Source organism: Cupriavidus sp. GW822-FHT02D05, from assembly GCF_058802485.1.
Map to the genome: position 1 here is coordinate 1 of NZ_JBXAOE010000039.1, position 19,815 is coordinate 19,815.

The following is a 19,815-nucleotide window of genomic DNA, read 5'->3' on the forward strand; positions in this document are numbered from 1 at the left end:
GCGCCGTACGACAAGCCGACCGATGCCGAGGCGCGGCTGATTTCTTCCATGGCGATCATGTGGGCCAGGTAGCCCATGTTGGCGCCGCCGTATTCCTCCGCCACCGTGATGCCGAGCACGCCGAGGTCGCCCATCTTCTTCCAGGCGTCCATCGGGAACTGGTCGGTACGGTCGATCTCGGCCGCGCGCGGCGCCAGTTCGGCCTGCGCCCAGTTGCGCACGGTTTCGCGCAACATGTCGATATCTTCGCCAAGGTGGAAATTGAGGCCGGGGAGTTCGTTCATGGTTGAGTGCTCGTTATCTAGTGGAATACGGCCGCGGCAGACGGCGGCCCGATGTCAGATGGGATTCGGTTGGGTCGTCACGTGGTCTTGTCGCCAAGCCCGAGCTCCAGCGTCATGCGCTCGCGCATCACGAACTTCTGCACCTTGCCGGTAATGGTCATGGGCATTTCGTCGACAAAGCGGATGTAGCGCGGAATCTTGTAGTGCGCGATCTGGTCGCGGCAGAAGGCACGGATATCGTCCTCGGTGGCCGTATCGCCCGGCTTGAGCACGATCCACGCGCAGACTTCCTCGCCGTACTTGGGGTCGGGCACGCCAAACACCTGCACTGCCTGCACCTTCGGGTGGCGGAACAGGAATTCCTCGATTTCGCGGGGGTAGACGTTCTCGCCGCCGCGGATCAGCATGTCCTTCACGCGGCCAACGATGTTGCAGTAACCCTCGGCGTCGATGGTGGCGAGGTCGCCCGTGTGCATCCAGCCATCGCGGATCGCTTCGCGGGTGCGAGGCTCGTCGTCCCAATAGCCTTGCATCACCGAGTAGCCGCGCGTGCACAGCTCGCCCTTTTCGCCAACGGGCACGATCTCGCCGGTGCCGTCCACCAGCTTGACCTCAAGATGCGGCTGGATCAGCCCCACGGTGGTCACGCGCTTGTCGAGCGGATCGGTGGTGGAACTCTGGAAGGAAACCGGGCTGGTCTCGGTCATGCCATAGGCGATCGTCACTTCCGCCATGTGCATCTGCGAGATCACGCGTTTCATCGTCTCGATGGGGCAGGGCGAACCCGCCATGATCCCGGTGCGCAGCGTGGAGAAGTCGTACTTGGCAAAATCCGGATGATCCAGCTGGGCGATAAACATGGTCGGCACGCCGTGCAAGGCCGTGCAGCGCTCCTCGCTGACCGCCGCCATGGTTGCCGCCGGCTCGAACGCCTCGCCGGGGAACACCATGCAGGCGCCGGTGGATACGCAGGCCAGCACGGCCAGCACCATGCCGAAGCAGTGATAGAACGGCACCGGGATGCACAGCTTGTCCTGCTCGGAGAAGCGCATCGCCATGGCGATGAAGCGCGCGTTATTGACGATGTTCCGGTGCGTCAGCGTGGCGCCCTTGGGCGCACCGGTGGTGCCGCTGGTGAACTGGATATTGATTGGGTCGTAGCGGTCCAGCTGAGCGGAAATCGCGTCCAGCTCCCCGGTCAGGGCATGCGTGCCATGCGCGAGCAGCGCGTCGTAGTTCAGCATGCCCGGCGTGCGCTCGCCGCCCATGCGGATCACCCAGCGCAGCGCGGGAAGGCGCGCTGCCTGCAGCGCGCCCGGCTCGCAGCTTTGCAACTCCGGCGCCAGCGTCTGCAGCATTTCCAGGTAGCGCGACGTCTTGAACGACTCCGCCGCCACGATCGCCTTGCAGCCCACCTTGTTCAGCGCATATTCCAGCTCCGCCAGGCGGTAAGCCGGATTGATGTTCACCAGCACCAGCCCAAGGCGTGCGGTGGCGAACTGCGTCACCAGCCACTCCACCCGGTTCGGCGACCAGATGCCGATGCGGTCCCCGCGCTCCAGGCCCAGCAGGCGCAAGCCCCCGGCCATGGCGTCCACCACCTGTGCAAATTCCCGCCAGCTCCAGCGGATGCCCTGCTCGCGAAACACCACCGCCTCGCGATCCGGGAAACGCGCTACGGTTTCGGCTAGCAGCGCCGGCACCGTCAGCTCGGACAAGGGAATGTCGGTACTGCCCCTGACGTGGGAGAGCCCGCCAATGGGCAAGATCGTTGGGCTAGCCGCACCCTGCATCGTCATAACTCGTCTCCAAAGCGCTGTCGCAATATTGTCCGTATCCCGGTTTCTTGAGGGTTATTCAACTTTGTTGAGTGTGGCTCAAGTCGGGGAGTGCGCATATATTCTGGCCCTTGTCCCGTCCTATGTAGCATCGGGGCAGTGGCGTTGACTGGAAAAGTACACGCAGACCCGAAAAATTGCAACCATGAGTTGAGTAAAGATCAATTACAATCCCGTGACGGGGGCGAGTTGCGCCCCAAGGCGTGCCCGGGCATCTGTTTTATGTTGCGCCGCACTATAATCGCCGGCTTCCGGCAAGCGAGGTAACACGTCGATGGACGACATCATGGTGCGGCGCCGCGTCCCCGCGAGCGCCAAGGCGGAGCAACGCATCCGCGACATCCTGCGCGTGGCCCGCGAAGTCTTTGCCGAGATGGGCTACGAGCGCACCACCACCACCGAGATCGCCCAGCGCCTGGGCATCTCCGAAGCCACGGTGTTCACCTATTTCCACGGCAAGCGCGAGCTTTGCGTGCGGGTGATCGAGGACTGGTACGACGAGATCATCGCTGCGGTGGAAGAAGGCATGCCGCGCGGCCAGAGCACCAAGGCGCAGCTCGAGTTCTTCGTGCGCACGCATCTTCGGCTGTTCCTGATCCAGGGCACCGGGCTATGCGCGCTAGTGCTCTCCGAAGGCCGCGCCAGGGGGCCGGGGCTGGGCGAGGTGTTCGTGCCGCTGCAACGGCGCTACACCGCGCCGCTGATGGATATGCTGGCGCGCGCGCGGGAGAGTGGGGAGATCCGGGCCGACCTGCCGTTGAGCTTGCTGCGCTCGGCGATCTTCGGGCCGATGGAGCACATTCTCTGGGACGCAATCGCCAGGCAGCGGCCGGTGGATATCGAGCGGACCGCCAAGGATATCGTGGCGCTGCTCTGGCCAGCACTACTGCCGCCGGACTTGGAGGTGGCGGCGCTGCGGGAGTTTTATGGGGATGTGGGGGCGGCGTTGCGGCGAGTGGACGGGCGCGCGGAATAGGGCGCGCGAAGTGGGGAACGCGAAGTAGAGCGCTCCGGTAATAGTTCGGGCAGCGCCAACCCCGGTGTGTGGCACAGCCCAACAGCGCTAGCGGCGCGGCTTCCTTCCGAAGCACAATCGGGCGCTTTTCCGCCGTGCTGGCACGGGCATGGGAAATGCGTAATGGTGAACAACGGGTGCATCAGCGCCGCCTTTGCGACTGGCTCCCCGGTTTTCCCCATGCGTCGGCTCATCGTGTCGGCGTCCGCTGCTTCTCTGAGGGAAGGGTTTGCCATGCAAAAGCTGTCCATTCTGGCAATTTGCCTGCTTGTTCTCCTGGCCTGCATGACCGCGTTCATCTGCCTGTCCGGTTCATTCACGCTGCGCGACACCGAGTACGGGAGCGGCACGGCGGCGTTCTGCTATATCGAGGGGTACGTTTGTTGAGGCCAACTTTGCCACTGTCCCACTGTCGGCCGGGTTAGTGGAAACCAGTGGAATAATCCCGCTGCCCGAAGCGTTTACCGTAAGGGCCGGGTGCGCGGCGTGCGCGCACGCTTGCACTATGCTGGAAGGGTTCCTGGCCCGAGAACACCACCCGCGCCAACGATGGAGAATGGTCATGCAATATCGCTTCGCCAGATGGATGGGGGCTACCGCCGCTGCGCTCGCGCTGTGTGCCTGCGCGTTCCTGCAGCCGGTCGAGACCGCGCAAAAAATGATCGGTGGCCCGGAGAGCGCCGTGCGCGACACCTTCGGCAAGCCCACGGAGACCTACCAGCTCGCCGGCGGCACCAGCCGCTGGATCTACTCGAAGCAGCCGCTCGGGTTCGAAGTCTACGCGGCGGATTTCGACGCCAGCGGAAACCTCACCAGTTTCCGCCAGATGCTGACCGAGAAGGAGATCTATGAGGCGCGCCCGGGTACCTGGACCAAGCAGGACGTGGCCCAACGCTTCGGCCTGCCGCGCGAGCCGGTCCAGTACTACCCGCTGATGAAGCGTGAGGCATGGTCGTACCGGCTCTACATCGGCGCTTACCAGCCGGCCCACTTCAGCGCTTACTTTGACGATCGCGGGGTGCTGGACCGCACCATGATCATTGTCGATCCGCTTGGGGGCGACGACCACTCCAGCAGCAAGTGATTGCGGCCTTAAAAAACGCTGTGCGGTGCGTGGCTCAGGCGCGAGTCGCGTCCATGGCCCGTCGCGCGGTGGGGGCAAAGGCGCGCAATGGCCTAGGGGTTCGCCCCGCAGATGCGGAAGGCTTCCTTCGCCATTAACGTTCCAGCCGCGCCTCGATCCCTCCAATCAACCGCTCAACCCAGATCCGCAGCAAGCCATTGGACGGTGCCATCAACGCCGAATATCCCACAATCCGATACACCTCGCTCCGCCGTATCTTGGGCACCTTCGCCGGATCCAGCCAATCGTCATTGCTTGCAAGCAGCAGCAGCGTCTCCAGCCCGATAAGCACTGGCCACAAACACGCCAGGCGCAATCGAACAGAGAACGCAGGAATGGCAAACGTGTAATCCACCGCCTCACGGAAATGACCCAGCGTCGTGCGGATCAGCGCGAGCAGAAGTGGTTTCGCACGCGCCGAATTGCCTGGCAACAGCAAATCTTGCGGCGTCAGTCCATACTGGTCCAGCATCGCCCCCGGCAGGTAGCAACGCCCGATTCGCAGGTCCTTGGCGCAGTCCCGCAGCACATTGGTCATCTGAAGCGCCTTGCCAAAGCGCACGCCTCGCAGCAGCATCGCCTCGGATTCTCCCTTGAGCGTCCCGGGCATATGGGCGTAGGTCATCTTGGTCCAGAATTCCCCCACGCATCCCGCGACCAGGTAGGTGTACCGGTCCAGCTCTTCCCATTCGCGCAGCACGCCGATCTGCCCGGACCTTTCGTCGGGGAAGGTCCGCAGATCAAACTCCATGCCGGAAGCCAGGGTCGACACGATCTCGCGAACCGCCGTCCGATCGGCCGCGCTCAGCTGGGACAGCGCCGTCAGCGCCGGGCCGAGCGATTCGAGCAGAACCTTCTCGTCCGATAGCGCTTGTTGCCCGGCGACCTCTGCCGCCAGCCGCCGCATGAGCGTGCCATCGTCCGTGGCGCCGTTGACCTGATCACGCAGCGACAGCAGCAGTTCCAGCCGTTGCTGCGGAGGAATCAGCGAGGTGTCCGCGATGGTGTCGGCGGCGCGCGCCAGCAGATAAGCCAGGCCGATCGGATCGCGCATCCCTGCAGGCAGCACCCGCAGGGTGAGATAGAAAGAGCGTGAAACGCCTTTGAGCAGCGGGCCAAGAAGGAAGGCCCGGGTAGGGTTAGGCATGGATGGGGTCGGGTCGTGATGGACAAGTCGGCGCTGCCGGATTGTATCCTCATCCGGCACCATGATCGCCTGCCCGGGCGCTGCCTTGCGAGACTGAACCAACCAGCGCTGGCCGAGGCGCTTGCAAAGACCATGACAAGCTGGTTGGGCAGCAGAGGCCGCAACGCAAGTGATGGCCGCCATGCAGCCGTGCCAGCCTCAAGGCACCCGGCGCAGCCGAATCGCGCCATTCTCATACAGGACGACGCCTGCGACGCGCCCGGTCGCATCGCGCTCGAACTGGAGCTGGCTGCTGCCGTTTTCGTAGGCGAACCGATCCGGCTTGTCGGCGACGGGGAACACAGGGCGGCGAAACCAGTTTCCGGCGCGCACGCCAAGTTGCCCGTTCTCCGCGCGAACATCAAGGTCCAGATCTGTGCGAATGATGCGGCGGGCGCGGTAGCGGCCGGCGTAGTCCAGTTGCCTGTCGAGCGGCACGACGGCAACCGGCGGCGCGGCTTCCTTCGTGCGTAGCCCCGCAAAGCCGCTAAAGCCGCCAAAGCCGCCATCACCCAGGTAGTAGTCGACCCGAACGATCTCGCCGGCCTCGCGCCTGAACACGTACCGCGTGCCGGCATCGGCGTCGACAAAGGTGTCTGGCCCGCCGGGCGAGAGCGCGCGAAACCCTGTGCCCGTCGAGCGGCGATAGAGCTTGCCATCCTGCGGCACGAAGGTGAAGCGGGTGTCCTTGTCTGCCTGGTAGTTGCCGCCATATTCGGCCAAATCCGCAGCTGCCGGAGCCATTTGGGTAGCCGGGGCGATCGGGTAGCGGCTAGCCGCAATGCCTGTCAGAACCTTAACCGGGTTGGCGTGCGAGTTACTGGCCAGTATCGCCGCAGCTTCCTGGGTATCCGGCGCAAACGCCAGCAGTGTCCGGTAGCCCGCGGTAAGCCCGTCGTGGTGATACGTTCGATGCCCGGCCGGCCCGCGGATCAGGATGGCGTAGCCGATCTCTTCTCCACGGAAGTGGCCCAGGGGGGTGAGCGCCCGTTCTGCCGCCGGGCCAAGCGGGCCGGCCCGGCCAGCCATGAGGGCGCGCGCCAGCAGGAGCAGGTCGGGGGCCGTCGAGCGCAGTGCGCCGGCGCCTGACAGCGCCTCGAAATCCCATGGTGCCTGGAACGCCTCGTGCTGATATCCGGTGGCCAGGCGGCTGGCCTGCCGGCCGAGGTATTGCATCGTGTCGCGCATGCCCAGCGGCCCGGTGATGTTCTCGCGCACCAGCACATCCCATGGCTTTGCGTAGCGGTCGGAGAGCAGTTGGCCGAGGAGGCCCATGCCCAGGTTGCTGTACGCCGCGCCGCAGGGTGGCGCATGTTCCAGCGTCATGCCGGAAAGACCGGCGTAGATTTTCCAGCGGTCGTGCCGGGAGAAGGGATTTGGTGTGCCGTAGCCGGGAAAGTCCTGTGGCTCGCGGGGCAGGCAGGCGCTGTGCGTCACCAACTGGCGCAGGGTGATGGCGGCGGTTTCGGGCTTCAAGGTGGCCTTTGCCTCGAGCAGCTTGCCTAGCGTGTCGTCCAGCGACAGCTCGCCGCGCTCCACGGCCTGCGCGAGCAGCAAGCCGGTGAATACCTTGCTGATGGAGCCGATCTCGAAGAACGGCTGCGCGTCCGCGCTGCCGCCCTCCACAACCTCGCCGACGCTACCCACTGGATTGCGTTGCAGCGCGAAGCGGCCTTGCTGGTTCCGCCAGATGCCCACGGCCACGGTGCCGGGTTCATCGTCGAGCACGGCCTTGGCGATTTCGGCGGGAGGCGATGCGAAGGTGAGGGGCGCGGCGGCAGCGGGCGGGAGATAAGAAACGCCGGCTAGCGCCGCGCAGGCAGCGCAGGCAGTGGATAGGGCATTGCGCCATGCCGCAAGGAAAGCTGTCGCATGTCGCGCCGCCAACGCGGTAGCCAGTTCACCGAACCGCTTTGTCTTTCCCGCCATGAGAATCCTTGAATGGTCTCAGGCGTCGATTCTATTTCGTTTTCTGCGCTTCGGTGTCGTGGTTTGGTGTGGTAGAGCGCCCAGATCGCACTATGGCAACCACGGTGTCGATGCGGAGGATGTCTTGCGCCAGCTTAGAGCGCGCCCGTCAGCCTGCGCCGCACAAAGACGATATGCTCGCGCAGCACATAGAACTGGTCGGCATAGGCAAGCGGCATCTTCATCTTGTTGACCGCGTCTTCGATGTGGTCGAGGCGCTGGGCCAGGGCGGCTTTTTCTTCCTCGGAGGGGTTCACCAGTGCCACGCGCTCGATGTCGATCAGGGTGCCGTACCAGCGATAGATACGGGACTTGACCCGCCACCTGTAGAGCGAAGGCACCAGCCGGAAGGCCGGAATCAGGATCACGATCACCGGCACGAGCACCAGTGCACGGGAGAGCAGGCTCGCCAGCCAGAAGGGCAGGTGGCGGTACAGGAAGCCCTTGCCCGACGCGTAATAGCGTGTGGCGTCGTCGCTCAGCGGGAACTCATGCGCGGTGGCCGAGGGAAACTGCCCGGCGCTTTGCAGCAGGCCGGCCTTGCCGTGGACCTCGCGCGCGGCCTCGATCAGCAGGTCGGACAGCGCGGGATGCAGCGAATCGCGCGCCACCAGTTCCACCGTCGGGCCGATCAGGCGGATGGGATGCGCCGGGAGATTCTTGCCCAGGTCGAATACGCCGGCGGGCAACACCAGCTCCTGCAGATAGAGAAAGCGCCGCGTATAAGCATTGGCCTGCGCGAAATCCAGCAGGCGGATGCCCGGCATGCGAAACAGCTTGCGCATGATCGGGCCAGTGGCGGAATCGCCGGTCAGCATGGCCACGTCGATCTTGCCGTCGACCAGCGCCTGGGCGGCGTCGTCGCCATCGAACGCGATGAGCTCGGCACTGCCGCCCGGCTCGATACCGTTCGCCTTGAGCAGCGTCAGCGCCAGCGCGCGGGCACCGCTGCCTTCGCGTCCGATGGCGATGCGCGACTTGTGGAAGTCGGACAATTTGTGCTGCTCCTTGCCGCGGTACAGCACCGTGATGGGCGCGTAGAACACGCTGCCCAGCGAGACCAGCCCTTCGGTATCCACATCGCTGGAGACACCGCCCTGCACCAGCGCCAGGTCAACGTCCTGCTTGCGATCGGCCAGCCTCTGCACGTTCTGGCGGGAGCCTTCGGAGGCCAGCACATTTAACGTGATGCCATTGCGTGCGAGGACCCTTGCGTACTTCTCGGCGGCGTTGTAGAAGGAACTGCCCTTGGGGCCCGCGCTGATGGAGATGGTGCTCGGCGGCGCCGGCTGCACCAGCCATACTGCGAGCCAGATGGCTGCCAGGGCAAGGGCCAGCACGGGGCCGAAGGATACGGCCAGGTCGCGCCAGGAAATGGCGACAAAGCGGGCGCGCAGGCGGTGGATATCAGGGAGCGCGTTGGCGGTAGTGGGCTTGTCTGGTGCGGGGTCCGGCGGCATCGGCGCGATTGGGGGAGGCTAGAGCCGTTGGATGATAGCACCCGCGCTGTGCCGCATTTTTGCGCGCGTGCTATCCGGCAACGTCATTGCGTCCAGCCGCCTCTTGGCGAATAGTCGCGCTCCCGGTTGTCGCCGTTGCGCTCCGTGCCGTACGGCTGTCCGCGATCGCCGGAGCGATGATCGTTGTTCCACTCATTGCCTGGATGGCCGTCATGCCGGTCCGCACCGCGATAGCCGCCATCGCCACCGGTGCGGCCTTCGCCGCCGGGTACCCACAAGCACCCCGTTTGGGTGAGCGCGAGCGCAGCAGCGCAAATAATAAGACGAGTTCGCATGACATGCTCCTATCGATACCACGCCGCAGGCGTGATGCGCTGCAGCGGTCATCCGCAATGCGTCACGCCCACCGGAAACCTGGCATGACGTCACTGTGCTCCTCGACGCTCACGCCGCCCAGTTCATTGATCATGCGTTTGACGGAATCCTTCGCGTCCCCGGCGCAGCTCGCGACCAGCAGCATTTCGCCTTGCGCGAGCTGCGCGCGTTCCCGGGCAACCTTGCCGCGCAGGATGCGCGCGCCAAGCTGGCCCGCGAGCCAGGCGCCGCACAAGCCGCCGAGCGCCCCGCTCGCCACGCAGGCCAGGATGCTGGCAAAGGTGCCGGCCGAGGTGCCAAGATGCAGCGTCGCGGCAATGGCCAATATGGCGCCGGCCACAGTGCCCGCTATCGCCCATTCCTGGCGATACGTTGTTTGCTTGGACGCGGCTCGGGGCAACCCTTCCAAGGGCTGGTCGTCGCGCTGGATGAACCAGGGCCCGCCGATATGGACAGGGGCAACAGGTAACGCCTGCAACGACGATTGCATGCTTCTCGCGGCGGCGATGCCGCTAAGCCGGAAATAAAGGACGCTGCGCATGATGTCACCTCGAGATCCATCGCATCGCGCTCGCTACATGGCGAAGGCCCGCAATGCGGCGCCGCGACAGGCTGAGACTGACATGGATCGGCTGCGAAGTCGGTACGATGGCGGACACGGAATCCGATGCGGCGCGCCATGCAAAAAAAAAGCCCTCGGCCCGAAGGCCAAGGGCATGAAAGGAATAGCGTTCAGCGTTGGCTTGCGTTTGCCGCCATCGCCGGTCGGCTGCACGACCCCTGCCCGGTTGCAGCCGCGTCTACTGCCTGGCAGTTCCCTGCTCTTCTGTGACTTGTGATACCCGTTCCCCATTGCCCAGGATCATCAGGGCGCTGTCATCCATTTCTGGCGACGGTTCTACCAACTCAAGCACTGGAATCTCCGGGAACAACACCACGACCAGCTCCCTGACGAGCTTGTGCGACTCGAATGGCCCGAAGCGGTAGACAGCTTTCCTGTCGATTTCCGCGAAGTACCATCCACCGACCATGTCGGGATAGACGATCACACTGTGACCATTAGCTTGGGCTTGCATGCGCCCTCCAAAACGTTTCCCCTGCCAAGTGGGTCGAGCGCCACTAGTTACCGTATGCCCCAAGGGGAGGGAGAGGCATGCCTTGGCTGTGATGCGGCCTGCAGCCCTATGGCATCTGGCCGATCGACATCTGGGGCATCTTAGGCGGGGGCCTATGGCAAGTCGGTACGCTAGCGTGCAAGTCGGGTTCTCTTTTTATGGCGCCAGTGTCTGGCGGCTTCGGCAAGCGCGCCATGCGGCTGGTTTACACTGGGGCTCAGATGGCGGTCCTGACCCCGATTTGCCATGGCAGATGCCGGCAAGAGGCAGGTCCTGAACCTACGGGGCATACCCATGCAGACACAGGAATACGCCAGAGCCAATCATCTGTTGGCGGTGTTGCCGGAAGAAGAATGGGCGCGCCTGGCGCCGCAGCTGGTGCTGGTGGATTTGCCGCTGGGGCAGGTGATCTATGAGTCTGGGGACCGGCTCAATCATGTGTATTTTCCAACCACGTCGATCATATCTTTGCTCTACGTGATGGAAAACGGCGCATCGGCGGAGATCGCCATCGTTGGCAACGAGGGCATGGTCGGGATTGCGCTGTTCATGGGGGGCGAGACCACGCCAAGCCGTGCCATCGTCCAGAGCGCCGGCACGGCCTATCGGCTTGACAGCGCCACGGTGAAGGCGGAATTCAATCGCGCCGGCCCCATGCAGCGGCTGCTGCTGCGCTATACGCAAGCGCTGATCACGCAAATGGCGCAGACGGCCGTGTGCAACCGGCATCACTCCATCGAACAGCAGCTGTGCCGCTGGCTGCTGCTCAGCATGGACCGCTTGCCAACCAACAAATTGAAGATGACGCAGGAGCTGATCGCCAACATGCTTGGCGTGCGGCGTTCCGGCGTGACGGAGGCAGCGCTGAAACTGCAGAATGCCGGCCTGATTCGCTATCACCACGGGCATATCGAAGTGCTCGATCGGCCAGGGCTGGAGCAGCGCGTGTGCGAGTGCTATGCCGTGGTCAAGCGCGAGTGCGATCGCCTGCTGCCCGACCTGCGGGCGATCTGAGCGAGGATCAGGCCGCCTTGCCTGCCTCGTCCGCCAGGATCGAAATCAGCTCCGGCACCGTCGGCTGCGGCCGGGCGGTGTGGCTGGCGCGCTCGTAGGTATCCCGCACCGCCTCCGCCGTGGCACGCGCGGCGCCAAGCTCCTGCGCCATCGTGGTGTAGTAGCCCATGTCCTTGAGCGCGTTGGCAATCGAGAAGCGGAAGCCGGACTTGTCCTGCGACTCGATGTAGGGGCGCATGCGGTTGAGGATCACGCCGTCTGCGCCGCCCTTGGCCAGCACTTCCACCAGCACGCCCGGGTCTACGTCTGAGCGCTCAGCGCAGGCAGCGGCCTCGGCCAGCACGGCGGAGAAGCCCAGCGAGACAAAGTTGTGCAGCAGCTTGAGCCGGTGGCCCGAGCCGGCGGGCCCGGCGTGCACGATGTTCTCCGCGAAGCACGACAGCAGTGGCCGGCATTGCTCGAACAAGGCGCGGTCGCCGCCGACGATCAGGTTGAGGCGGCCTTCCTCGGCTTCCTTGGGCGTGCGCGTCATGGGCGCGTCAAGAAAGCGTGCGCCGGCCTTGGCCACCGCTGCGGCAATGCGCTCCGTGGACGAGGGAATGGCGGTGGAGCAGTCGATCACCACGGCGCCCTGGCGCAGGCCGGCAAGCACACCGTCCGGGCGGAACAGCACGTCCTCCACCTCCGGGGTGCCCGTGACGCACAGGATCACGATATCGACCGCGCGCGCTAGCTCGGCCGGGGTGGCGGCCGTGGTGGCGCCGGCCGCCAGCAGGTCGTCCACCGGCTGGTTGCCGGGATGGTCGAGCAGCACCAGCGGGTGGCCGTGCCTGGCGATGTTGGTGGCGATGCCATGGCCCATCATGCCGATGCCGATCATGCCGATTGTTTTCATGTTGTCTCCGATCTTGTGTTTTCTGCCAGGTGCGAATATCCGAGTCCGGCAGCGCCCGGCCGCGCTTGCCGCCAGGCGCTGCCGGCTCCGATTTAATTGATTCCAGGTCATCCTCGATCCCGTATTTTGGGCTCTCGGAGCCAACGCCGGGCGTCTTCTCGCGGCGCAAACGGCGCAAACGGCGCAAACGGCGCCACCGCGGTGGAGATGATGCCTGCATTCAGGCGATGATGGCGCAATCCAGTGCATCGGTCACGCGCCAGGAGCGGGCGTGGCTGCCGGTATGGAAGTGCGCGGCCAGGCCGAACGGCGTGTTGTTTGCCATGGCGACGGCGTGGGGGATACGCGGTCCGGCGGCCACGCGGATGGCGCGTCAGGCTTTTGGCGGCGGTGCGAAGGCTGCGGCCTGCCCCGGCTTGCGCAGCATCTTGTCGACCTCGCCGGCATGCAGTTCCTCGATCTGGATCATCTGGCGCGCGAATTCCTCCAGTGCCACGGAGCGATCCTCCACCAGCGCCAGCAACTCGCGATACAGCTTGAGGGCAGCGTTTTCCGCGTCCAGCGACTCACGCAGCATGGCAGCGATATCGAAGGTGTGGCTGTCGAGCAGCTTGCCGATGGCCAGCGACGGATAGGCGCCCAGCGTGGTAATCCATTCTCCCGCCTGCTGGGCATGCAGCAGCGATTCGTTGGCCTGCTCGCGCAGCCAGGAAACGATCGGGATGCGGCCGAAGCCGAACACAAGCAGCGAGTAATGGGTATAGCGGACCACCCCCGCAAGCTCGGCTTCGAGGATCCGGTTCAGCACGCTGACCACTTGTTCCTTTTCCATCTCAGCCATGGCACGTCCTCTCCGATGGGTTGGCGCTGCTACGTCATTGGCGGGTCGCAATCATCATGGAGTCCGGCCCGGTGAGCGGTTCCACCCGCGCTTGCGCAAAGCCCACTTGCCTGGCCCAGGCGCAGCACTGCGCCCCGGTGTAATCGAAGCCGCCCGGAGTTTCGATCAGCATGTTCAGGCTCATCAGCAAGCCAAACACGTTCTGTTTGCGCGCGTCGTCGATCATGGCGTCGTAGACGATCAGGCGGCCGCCGGCGGGCAGCGCGGCGTGGCATTTTTCCAGCAGGTATAGCTTCTGCTCGAGATCCCAGTCGTGCAGGATATGCCCCATGACAAGCACGTCTGCTTGCGGGCAGGGGTCGTTGAAGAAGTCGCCGGGATAAAAACGCAGCCGATCCTGCAAGCCATGCAAGGCGACATATTCCTCGAAGACCGGGCCAACCGCGGGCAGGTCGAAGCCGCCGCCGCGCAGGTGCGGGTGGGCCAGCGCGATCTGTACCGGCAGGGCGCCCTGCGCCGTGCCGATATCGATAAAGGTCTGGCACTGCGCCCAGGGGAATTTGCGCGCCATCGCCTGGGCGGCGGCCAGGCTGACGCCGGTCATGGCTTGCAGGAATCCGCGCAAGCCTTGTTCGTCCCGATAGATTGCGGCGAAGAGGTCGCCATGCTCGTCGGCCTGGGTCTGCGGCAGGCCGGAGCGCAGTGAATCGGTCAGCGACGCCCAACTGGGGTACAGCCGCGCATTGGCCATCTCCAGCAGGCCGCCTACATAGCTGGGCTTGGCCTTGTCCAGGAAGAGGTCCGTGTCGGGCGTGTTGCTGTACCGGCTGGGCGCCTCGGCGTCTTCGCGCTCGAGCAGGTGCAGGGCCACCAGCGCATCGAGGAAATCCACCGCGCCGCGTGGATGCAGGCCAAGGGCGGCGGCCAGGGGGCCGGCCGGCTGCGGCGCCTTCGCCAGTTGCGTGAACACGCCAAGCTCCACCGCGCTGAGCAAGGTCTTGGAAGCCCAGAAGCCCATCCCGAGCTGCAACACCCGCTCCGGTGTCAGGTCCGGCACCTGCCATGGGCTGGCAGGCTTAGGGCCGCGGGCGACGTCTTTTCCGTTCTGCATAAGTCACCTCGTCGCCGCCGCCGGCGCATACCTGGATACCCGGGCGCCGGGGCGTAGGGAAGGATGCTGGTAACTCTAGATGCCGGAAGAGGCGAAATCCAGCCGATTCTGGCGCGGCAGCCTTGGCCCCCCCCATCCTGCCGGGGGATGCCACCGAATGCCCCTTCGGCCTGCGGGACTTGCGGGGTCTACAGGGCCGCGGCCAGCCGCCGCCCGCGACAAAGATGGGTGACAAGCAGCGCAAGGCCGAGCAGGCATCCCAGGCACCAGGCAAAGGCGCTGCCGTAGCCATGCGCCGTGCCGGCGCTTTCCAGCCGCGCATAGAACAGGTTCCCGAGCAGCGCCACGCCAACTGAGTTGCCCACCTGCTGCACCGTGGCCAGCACACCGGCGGCCACGCCGGCATGGTGTTGCGCCGTTCCCGCCAGCACGGCGCAGGCCAGCGGCGCCATCACCATGCCAATGCCCGCGCCCTCTACCACCAGCAGGATCAGCATCACGGTCATCAAGCCGGTGCCTTGCGCCTGCCATGGCAGCAGCGTGTTCGCCAGTTGCAGCCAGTGGCCCGCCGCCAGCAGCATGGCGCCATAGGCGATGGACGAGCGCCCCAGGCGGGCGGCGATGCGCGGCGCGGCCAGTGAGGTGGCGAAGAAGCCCAGCGCCAGCATCGTGAACGCGCCGCTGCCTTGCAGCGGGCTCAGGCCAAGGCCGTCTTGCAGGTAGAGCGCCAGCACGAAGTAGAACGAGGCATTGCCGGCGTAGAAGGCGACCGTCACGGCCAGGCCGCGCGCAAAGCCTGGCGCGGCGAACAGCGCCGGGCTCACCAGCGGCTGCCCGCCGCGCGCATGCAGCCAGCGCTGATGCCAGGCGAACACGGCGAGCAACACGGGCGCCATGGCCAGCGTAAGCAGGGCGGCGGGCGGCCAGCCAGCCTTGCTGCCTGCCTTCTACCAGAGGCCACACCAGCGCACCCAGTGCCGCCGCCAACAGCGCCATGCCAGGCACGTCCGGCTTGCTGCCGCTGGTGGGCGGCGATGCGCGCAACACGCGTGGCGCCAGCAGCAGCGCAATGATTGCCACGGGCACGTTGATCAGGAAGCAGGTGCGCCAGCCGAGCCCGCCCAGGTCGGCCCGGATCAACGCGCCGCCCACCAGTTGGCCGAGCAGCGCCGCCAGGCCTAGCGTGAGACCGTACGCGGCGAATGCCCGCGCCCGCGCGGGGCCGGTGTAGGTGAGCGAGAGCATGGCCAGCACCTGCGGCTGGAGCAGCGCGCCCGCCAGGCCCTGCGCCACGCGTGCCGCGACCAGAACGGGAGCGGACGGGGCAAGCCCGCAAGCGGCGGAGGCGAGCGCGAACAGCAACAGGCCCAGCATGAACATGCGGCGCCGCCCGAGCATGTCGCCCAGCCGCCCGCCGGTGATCAGCCCGGTGGCATTGGCCAGGCCATAGCCCGCCACCACGAACTGCAGCGCGCCGGCGCTGGCGTGCAATTCGTGCTGGATGGCCGGCAGCGCCACATTCACGATAAAGAAATCCATCACCACCATGAAGGTGCCGCTTAGCATCACCAACAGGGCCAGGTGGTCCATGGGGGTCGGGGACGATGCGGCGGCGTGGTGCGGGACGGGCGCGCTCTCGGCGCGGTTCAGGCTCGAGGAGGTCATGGCTGGAGTCCTTGGCAAGGGGCCTTAGCCGAGTTCGCGCACGAACGCCAGGATGTCCGCGCCCAGCCGCTGCGCATGCGTGAACGGCAGGCCGTGCGGCGCGCCAGCGTAGACGGCGAGGCGGGCGTCGGGCAGCAGGGCCGCTGTGCGCTCGGCGGTCAGCGCAAGCGGGCAGGAGGCATCGTTGTCGCCGTGGACCAGCAGGGCGGGCACCTTGATGGCCGGCAGTTCCGCGCGGAAATCCGCATGGGTGCTGGCGTGGTTGCAGCCCAGCAGCGCCTGCAGCGAAGTCTGCAGGGCCATGGCGCGCACCCACGCAAGCCGCGGCGCCGAGCACAGGCCGCCGCCGAACGCAGCGAGATTGTTCTCCACCCAGAGCGGAAAGTCGTCCGCCAGCTCGGCCGCCGCTTGCGCCAGCAGCGCGGGATCGATGCCGTCCGGGTTGTCCTCGCTGCGCGGCACGCACGGCGTGGTGCAGCCCACCAGCACGATGCCGGCGACGCGGCCCGCGCCGTGGCGCGACAGGTAGCGCACGATTTCTCCCGCAGCCATCGAATGGCCGACCAGCGTCACGCGCCGCAGGCCGTGCGCGTCGATGACGTCCGCGAGATCGTCGGCCAGCGTATCGAAGTCATAGCCATGCCCGGGATCGCTGGAGCGGCCATGCCCCCGGCGGTCGTAGGCGATGCAGCGCACGCCTGCAGCATGCAGCGCCCGCATCTGCCCGCCCCAGACGTCCGATGGCAGCGCCCAACTGGCCGCGAACAGCACCACGTCCGCCGCCGGATTGCCGTCGTGCCAGTCGCGCACGAACAGCGACACGCCGTCACGGGTCAGCACATGGCCGGGCTGTGTGGAATGGAGCCGAGCGGGGATTGATGCGCCGGGATGGCGCAGGGACGGGGCGGAATGTGAAATGGCGGCGGCAGGCATGAGACAGCTCCGGTGGCGGTTACCTGGCGAGTCCAGGCAAGCTCAGTGTGGGAGCTGGGGGGCTGCGCGCCAATTACGCGGCAGGTAATCAAGGTGCCGATGACGACCGCGGCAGGGGCCAGGAGGATCACGGTGCCGGCTATGACCGGTGCGCCAGTCGCGCCGGTCCTGGACGCCGGCGAGCGGGAGAATGGGCGAAAGGGAGAACGGGCGGAAGGGAGAACGGGCGGAAGGGAGAACGGGTGGAAGGGAGAAAGTTACCGCCTGCGATGGCTGCGCAGCGCCCGCGGCGTCCCGCTCCGAATCGCCTCCTCGAGCAAATCCGCGAGGGCCCGCGTCCGGCGTTCCGCGATCTGCTGCACCGTGGCCAGAGCGCCAGGGATCCCCATATCCGTGAGCGCACCGGCGCCCAACTCCTTCACGGTTTCGCCGCGGCGGGCCGTATCGATCTGTGGTTTCGCGTCGTTTAGCATGGGATTCGAGGCCTGCGGTTGCTGTTTCAGGCCGGATTGTGCACCCATCTTGCGTGGGGACGATCCCCCTTGTTGGGGTAATCGTGAAGGACTATTGACGGCGGAAAAGCGCCCGTGCCGACGCCCGGCGATCCACCATCGGGATGATGCGGATGAGCGCCATAGGCCATTGCAGCGAGGACGTTTCGCGCAGGGCCCGGTGTTTCGGGTGTACACGCGCGAATCACGCAACTCAGCCTGCAAGAAGCGCCGCGAAACGGTCAATGTCCACGTTCCCGCCGCTAACGATGATGCCCACGCGCTTGCCCATCAGTTCGGCCTTCATGCCGCGTGCGGCGGCGAGGCCCAGGCAGCCGGTTGGCTCCACGACCAGCTTCATGCGTGACGCAAAGAAGCGCATGCCATCGACCAGCTCCTCGTCACTGGCGGTAAGGATATCGTCGACATCACGGCGAATGATCTCGAACGTGTGACGGCCTAGGTGCTGCGCCTGCGCGCCGTCGGCGATGGTCTTCGGCGTATCGATATGCACGATCGCGCCGGAGCGCAACGATTGCTGGCCATCGTTGCCGGTGGCGGGCTCTACGCCGTAGATCTTGCACCGCGGCGCCAGTGCGCGCGCGGACAGTGCGGAGCCGGAGAGCAGGCCGCCGCCGCCCAGGCAGACGAACAGGGCATCGAGCTCGCCCGTTTCCTCGAACAATTCCTTGGCGGCGGTTCCCTGGCCGGCAATCACGTCCGGCTGGTCATAGGACCCGATCAGCGTCAGGCCCTGTTCCTCCGCCAGCTTGTGGCAGATTGCCTCGCGGTCGTCGGTGTACCGATCATAGAGCACCACCTTGCCCCCGTAGCCCTTGGTCGCCGCCACCTTGGCAGCCGGCGCATCGTGCGGCATGAGGATCGTCGACGGTATCCCCAGCAATGCCGCCGACAGTGCGATGCCCTGCGCGTGGTTGCCGCCGGAGAAGGCGAGAGCGCCCCGGCGGCGCTGCGCGGCATCGAAGCGCGCCAGCGCATTGAAGGCACCACGGAACTTGAAGGCGCCAGTGCGCTGCAGGTTCTCGCACTTGAAGAATAAAGCGGCGCCCAGTTCCTTGTCGGCGGTCTGGGAGCGCATCACGGGAGTCCGGTGGGCAAAGCCTTCAATCCGGCGCGCGGCCGCTAACACGTCATCGAAGGTTGGAAGATTCAGGATCATCGTTAAGTCTTGTTAGATTGAAGGCGCTGTCAGGGCCGATGGATGCTGGGGCCCTTGAGTATCGATAGCACGCCGCTGGGCAGGCGTGCCATCGTCATGGCCTGCGGCGCCATGTCGGTCAGATTGCAACTGGTGCGAAAGTCTCAATCAAACCGTGGTCCGCTTTCCCTTCCCTGTTCCTGCTCGAGCAGCTCTTGCTGCTTGCGGGTACTCAGAGGTGCGATCAATCTGTACATATTATCTATATCTGGACAATTTGTAAATTCATGGCCGTAAATTCATGGCCAAAGGACATGGAACATCCCCCGGTCCTGTATCCATCGGAGTCGGGTGAATCGAGCCTGCCGGCCTAAGCAGGCGGTTCAACATTGAGCGAACAAGGTTCACGGCTCAATGAATCGCGGCAGCAAGGCCAAAAAAAATGCCCGCCAGGTAAATGGAGGGCATGAAGAAGTGACATTGGGCGAGACGCTTTTCCCGCCCGCACGCAGTGTCTCACCGTGGGCGCTGGGCATCTGCCCCAATAGCGTGGGGATTGTGCTCCATCACTCACTTGACTTGGATCAACATTAAAAGCTATGAGATGTGATCTCCGCTCCCTGCGGGGCAGTGGCCCGCGATGGCCGCAGCGGCCTGCTTACTGCTCGCGTGGCACAAACCGCCAGCCGCCGGCTTCGAGCGCAAAGGCAAAGCCGGTGACGCGCTGGTCGGGCTTGCCGCCGGTGGAGATCATGGCGGAGCAGCGCACGTTGCCGCTCTCGTGGCTCAGACTGCACTCGTCGAGCTGCTTGACCGTCAGCGATGTGGCCATTGCGGTCAGTTCCGCGACTGCCTGCGCATCCGTCTGGGTCTGCAATTGCCCACGGGCAAATTCGCGCATCGATGCGGTGGCTTGCGCGGCGTCCGGGCCACTGATGGCGGGTTCTTCACGGCGCACCAGTACCCACGGCTCCGGATTGCCGCCGAAGGCCAGTGCGCGGTAGCCGTCGCGGCGGCCGGCCTTGACCCCGACGATGCAGACGATCTCGCCGCCGCTGGCGGGCAGGCAGCCCTTGACCGTATGCGCCTTGATGGAAGCCATGATCCCTGCCACAAACGGCGAGCGCGCACGCTCGGCCGCGGCCGGGTCAGTCTGCTCCAGTTGCTTCAGGCGCTCGGCCTCCGCTTGCTGGATGGCGGCGGTGACCTGGTCGGGCGTGGGCGCGGGCGGGGCCTCGGCGGCGATGACGCCGGCGCTGGCGGACGCCAGGCAGACAGAGAGGAGTGCAGCTCGGGTAGCGAGGCGGGAAATGCGCATGGATAGGGAGCAACGGCCGGATAA

The 19,815-nt window shown here is 65.5% G+C and carries 20 protein-coding genes and 1 pseudogene; 4 read left to right on the forward strand and 17 right to left on the reverse strand.

Translation table 11 applies throughout. From position 1 onward, the window contains the following. Together AC1RQK_RS35265 and AC1RQK_RS35270 are read right to left on the reverse strand one after the other, a co-directional pair. The coding region (locus tag AC1RQK_RS35265) for an acyl-CoA dehydrogenase family protein (protein WP_492814029.1) at positions 1 to 284 on the reverse strand (284 nt) is incomplete at its 3' end. Between the two features lie 77 nt (positions 285 to 361). Then, the gene (locus AC1RQK_RS35270) at positions 362 to 2,083 is read right to left on the reverse strand and encodes an AMP-binding protein (protein ID WP_492375667.1); all 1,722 of its coding nucleotides are present in this window, start codon (positions 2,081 to 2,083) and stop codon (positions 362 to 364) included. A 313-nt stretch (positions 2,084 to 2,396) separates the two neighbouring features. On the opposite strand from AC1RQK_RS35270, the gene AC1RQK_RS35275 reads away from it, so the two are divergent. The 3 genes from AC1RQK_RS35275 (at position 2,397) to AC1RQK_RS35285 (ending at position 4,221) form a co-directional block, all read left to right on the forward strand. Continuing rightward, positions 2,397 to 3,098, forward strand: a complete 702-nt coding sequence (locus AC1RQK_RS35275) for a TetR/AcrR family transcriptional regulator (protein ID WP_492375668.1) — start codon at positions 2,397 to 2,399, stop codon at positions 3,096 to 3,098. Positions 3,099 to 3,260: 162 nt separating this feature from the next. Then, complete coding sequence (locus tag AC1RQK_RS35280; RefSeq protein ID WP_492814032.1) at positions 3,261 to 3,524, forward strand: hypothetical protein; 264 nt, start codon at positions 3,261 to 3,263, stop codon at positions 3,522 to 3,524. A 175-nt stretch (positions 3,525 to 3,699) separates the two neighbouring features. Next, positions 3,700 to 4,221: a hypothetical protein gene (locus AC1RQK_RS35285; protein WP_492375670.1), complete on the forward strand. Its 522-nt coding sequence runs from the start codon at positions 3,700 to 3,702 to the stop codon at positions 4,219 to 4,221. A 133-nt stretch (positions 4,222 to 4,354) separates the two neighbouring features. Here the strand turns inward: AC1RQK_RS35285 and AC1RQK_RS35290 are convergent, their stop codons facing one another. The 6 genes from AC1RQK_RS35290 to AC1RQK_RS35315 form a co-directional block, all read right to left on the reverse strand. Then, a complete protein-coding gene (locus AC1RQK_RS35290) occupies positions 4,355 to 5,407 on the reverse strand; it encodes a phytoene/squalene synthase family protein (RefSeq protein ID WP_492375692.1) in 1,053 nt (350 codons plus the stop codon). 198 nt (positions 5,408 to 5,605) lie between these two features. After that, positions 5,606 to 7,375: a serine hydrolase gene (locus tag AC1RQK_RS35295; RefSeq protein ID WP_492375671.1), complete on the reverse strand. Its 1,770-nt coding sequence runs from the start codon at positions 7,373 to 7,375 to the stop codon at positions 5,606 to 5,608. A 134-nt stretch (positions 7,376 to 7,509) separates the two neighbouring features. Continuing rightward, on the reverse strand, positions 7,510 to 8,874 hold the full coding sequence (locus AC1RQK_RS35300; RefSeq protein WP_492375672.1) for a TAXI family TRAP transporter solute-binding subunit: 1,365 nt from the start codon (positions 8,872 to 8,874) through the stop codon (positions 7,510 to 7,512). 83 nt (positions 8,875 to 8,957) lie between these two features. Beyond that, on the reverse strand, positions 8,958 to 9,209 hold the full coding sequence (locus AC1RQK_RS35305) for a hypothetical protein (protein ID WP_492375673.1): 252 nt from the start codon (positions 9,207 to 9,209) through the stop codon (positions 8,958 to 8,960). A gap of 62 nt (positions 9,210 to 9,271) precedes the next feature. Beyond that, positions 9,272 to 9,790: a hypothetical protein gene (locus tag AC1RQK_RS35310; RefSeq protein WP_492814035.1), complete on the reverse strand. Its 519-nt coding sequence runs from the start codon at positions 9,788 to 9,790 to the stop codon at positions 9,272 to 9,274. 259 nt (positions 9,791 to 10,049) lie between these two features. Continuing rightward, positions 10,050 to 10,325 (reverse strand): hypothetical protein, encoded by a 276-nt coding sequence (locus AC1RQK_RS35315; RefSeq protein ID WP_253931532.1) that lies wholly within the window; start codon positions 10,323 to 10,325, stop codon positions 10,050 to 10,052. Between the two features lie 333 nt (positions 10,326 to 10,658). Between AC1RQK_RS35315 and AC1RQK_RS35320 the strand changes: the two genes are divergently transcribed. Beyond that, entirely contained in the window at positions 10,659 to 11,378 is a 720-nt protein-coding gene (locus AC1RQK_RS35320) for a Crp/Fnr family transcriptional regulator (protein WP_416052156.1), read from the forward strand. Between the two features lie 7 nt (positions 11,379 to 11,385). Here AC1RQK_RS35320 and AC1RQK_RS35325 read toward each other — a convergent pair whose 3' ends face one another. The 9 genes and pseudogenes from AC1RQK_RS35325 to AC1RQK_RS35365 all read right to left on the reverse strand — a co-directional run bounded on the left by AC1RQK_RS35325 (position 11,386) and on the right by AC1RQK_RS35365 (position 19,791). Then, positions 11,386 to 12,273 (reverse strand): NAD(P)-dependent oxidoreductase, encoded by an 888-nt coding sequence (locus AC1RQK_RS35325; RefSeq protein ID WP_492375675.1) that lies wholly within the window; start codon positions 12,271 to 12,273, stop codon positions 11,386 to 11,388. Between the two features lie 373 nt (positions 12,274 to 12,646). Next, the gene (locus AC1RQK_RS35330; protein ID WP_492375676.1) at positions 12,647 to 13,114 is read right to left on the reverse strand and encodes a ferritin-like domain-containing protein; all 468 of its coding nucleotides are present in this window, start codon (positions 13,112 to 13,114) and stop codon (positions 12,647 to 12,649) included. Between the two features lie 34 nt (positions 13,115 to 13,148). Continuing rightward, positions 13,149 to 14,225, reverse strand: coding sequence for a methyltransferase (locus AC1RQK_RS35335; RefSeq protein WP_492375677.1), 1,077 nt, complete (start codon positions 14,223 to 14,225; stop codon positions 13,149 to 13,151). A 188-nt stretch (positions 14,226 to 14,413) separates the two neighbouring features. After that, on the reverse strand, positions 14,414 to 15,121 hold the full coding sequence (locus tag AC1RQK_RS35340; RefSeq protein WP_492375678.1) for an MFS transporter: 708 nt from the start codon (positions 15,119 to 15,121) through the stop codon (positions 14,414 to 14,416). A 115-nt stretch (positions 15,122 to 15,236) separates the two neighbouring features. Beyond that, a pseudogene (locus AC1RQK_RS35345) lies at positions 15,237 to 15,890 on the reverse strand (MFS transporter); the annotation flags it as partial. A gap of 24 nt (positions 15,891 to 15,914) precedes the next feature. After that, positions 15,915 to 16,823 carry an alpha/beta fold hydrolase gene (locus tag AC1RQK_RS35350; protein WP_492375679.1) on the reverse strand — a complete coding sequence of 303 codons (909 nt, stop codon included), beginning with the start codon at positions 16,821 to 16,823 and terminating at the stop codon, positions 15,915 to 15,917. Between the two features lie 257 nt (positions 16,824 to 17,080). Further along, complete coding sequence (locus tag AC1RQK_RS35355) at positions 17,081 to 17,344, reverse strand: hypothetical protein (RefSeq protein ID WP_492375680.1); 264 nt, start codon at positions 17,342 to 17,344, stop codon at positions 17,081 to 17,083. 184 nt (positions 17,345 to 17,528) lie between these two features. Then, positions 17,529 to 18,494, reverse strand: a complete 966-nt coding sequence (locus AC1RQK_RS35360) for a threo-3-hydroxy-L-aspartate ammonia-lyase (RefSeq protein WP_492375681.1) — start codon at positions 18,492 to 18,494, stop codon at positions 17,529 to 17,531. A 637-nt stretch (positions 18,495 to 19,131) separates the two neighbouring features. Beyond that, entirely contained in the window at positions 19,132 to 19,791 is a 660-nt protein-coding gene (locus AC1RQK_RS35365; protein ID WP_492375682.1) for a hypothetical protein, read from the reverse strand. Positions 19,792 to 19,815: the final 24 nt, after the last annotated feature.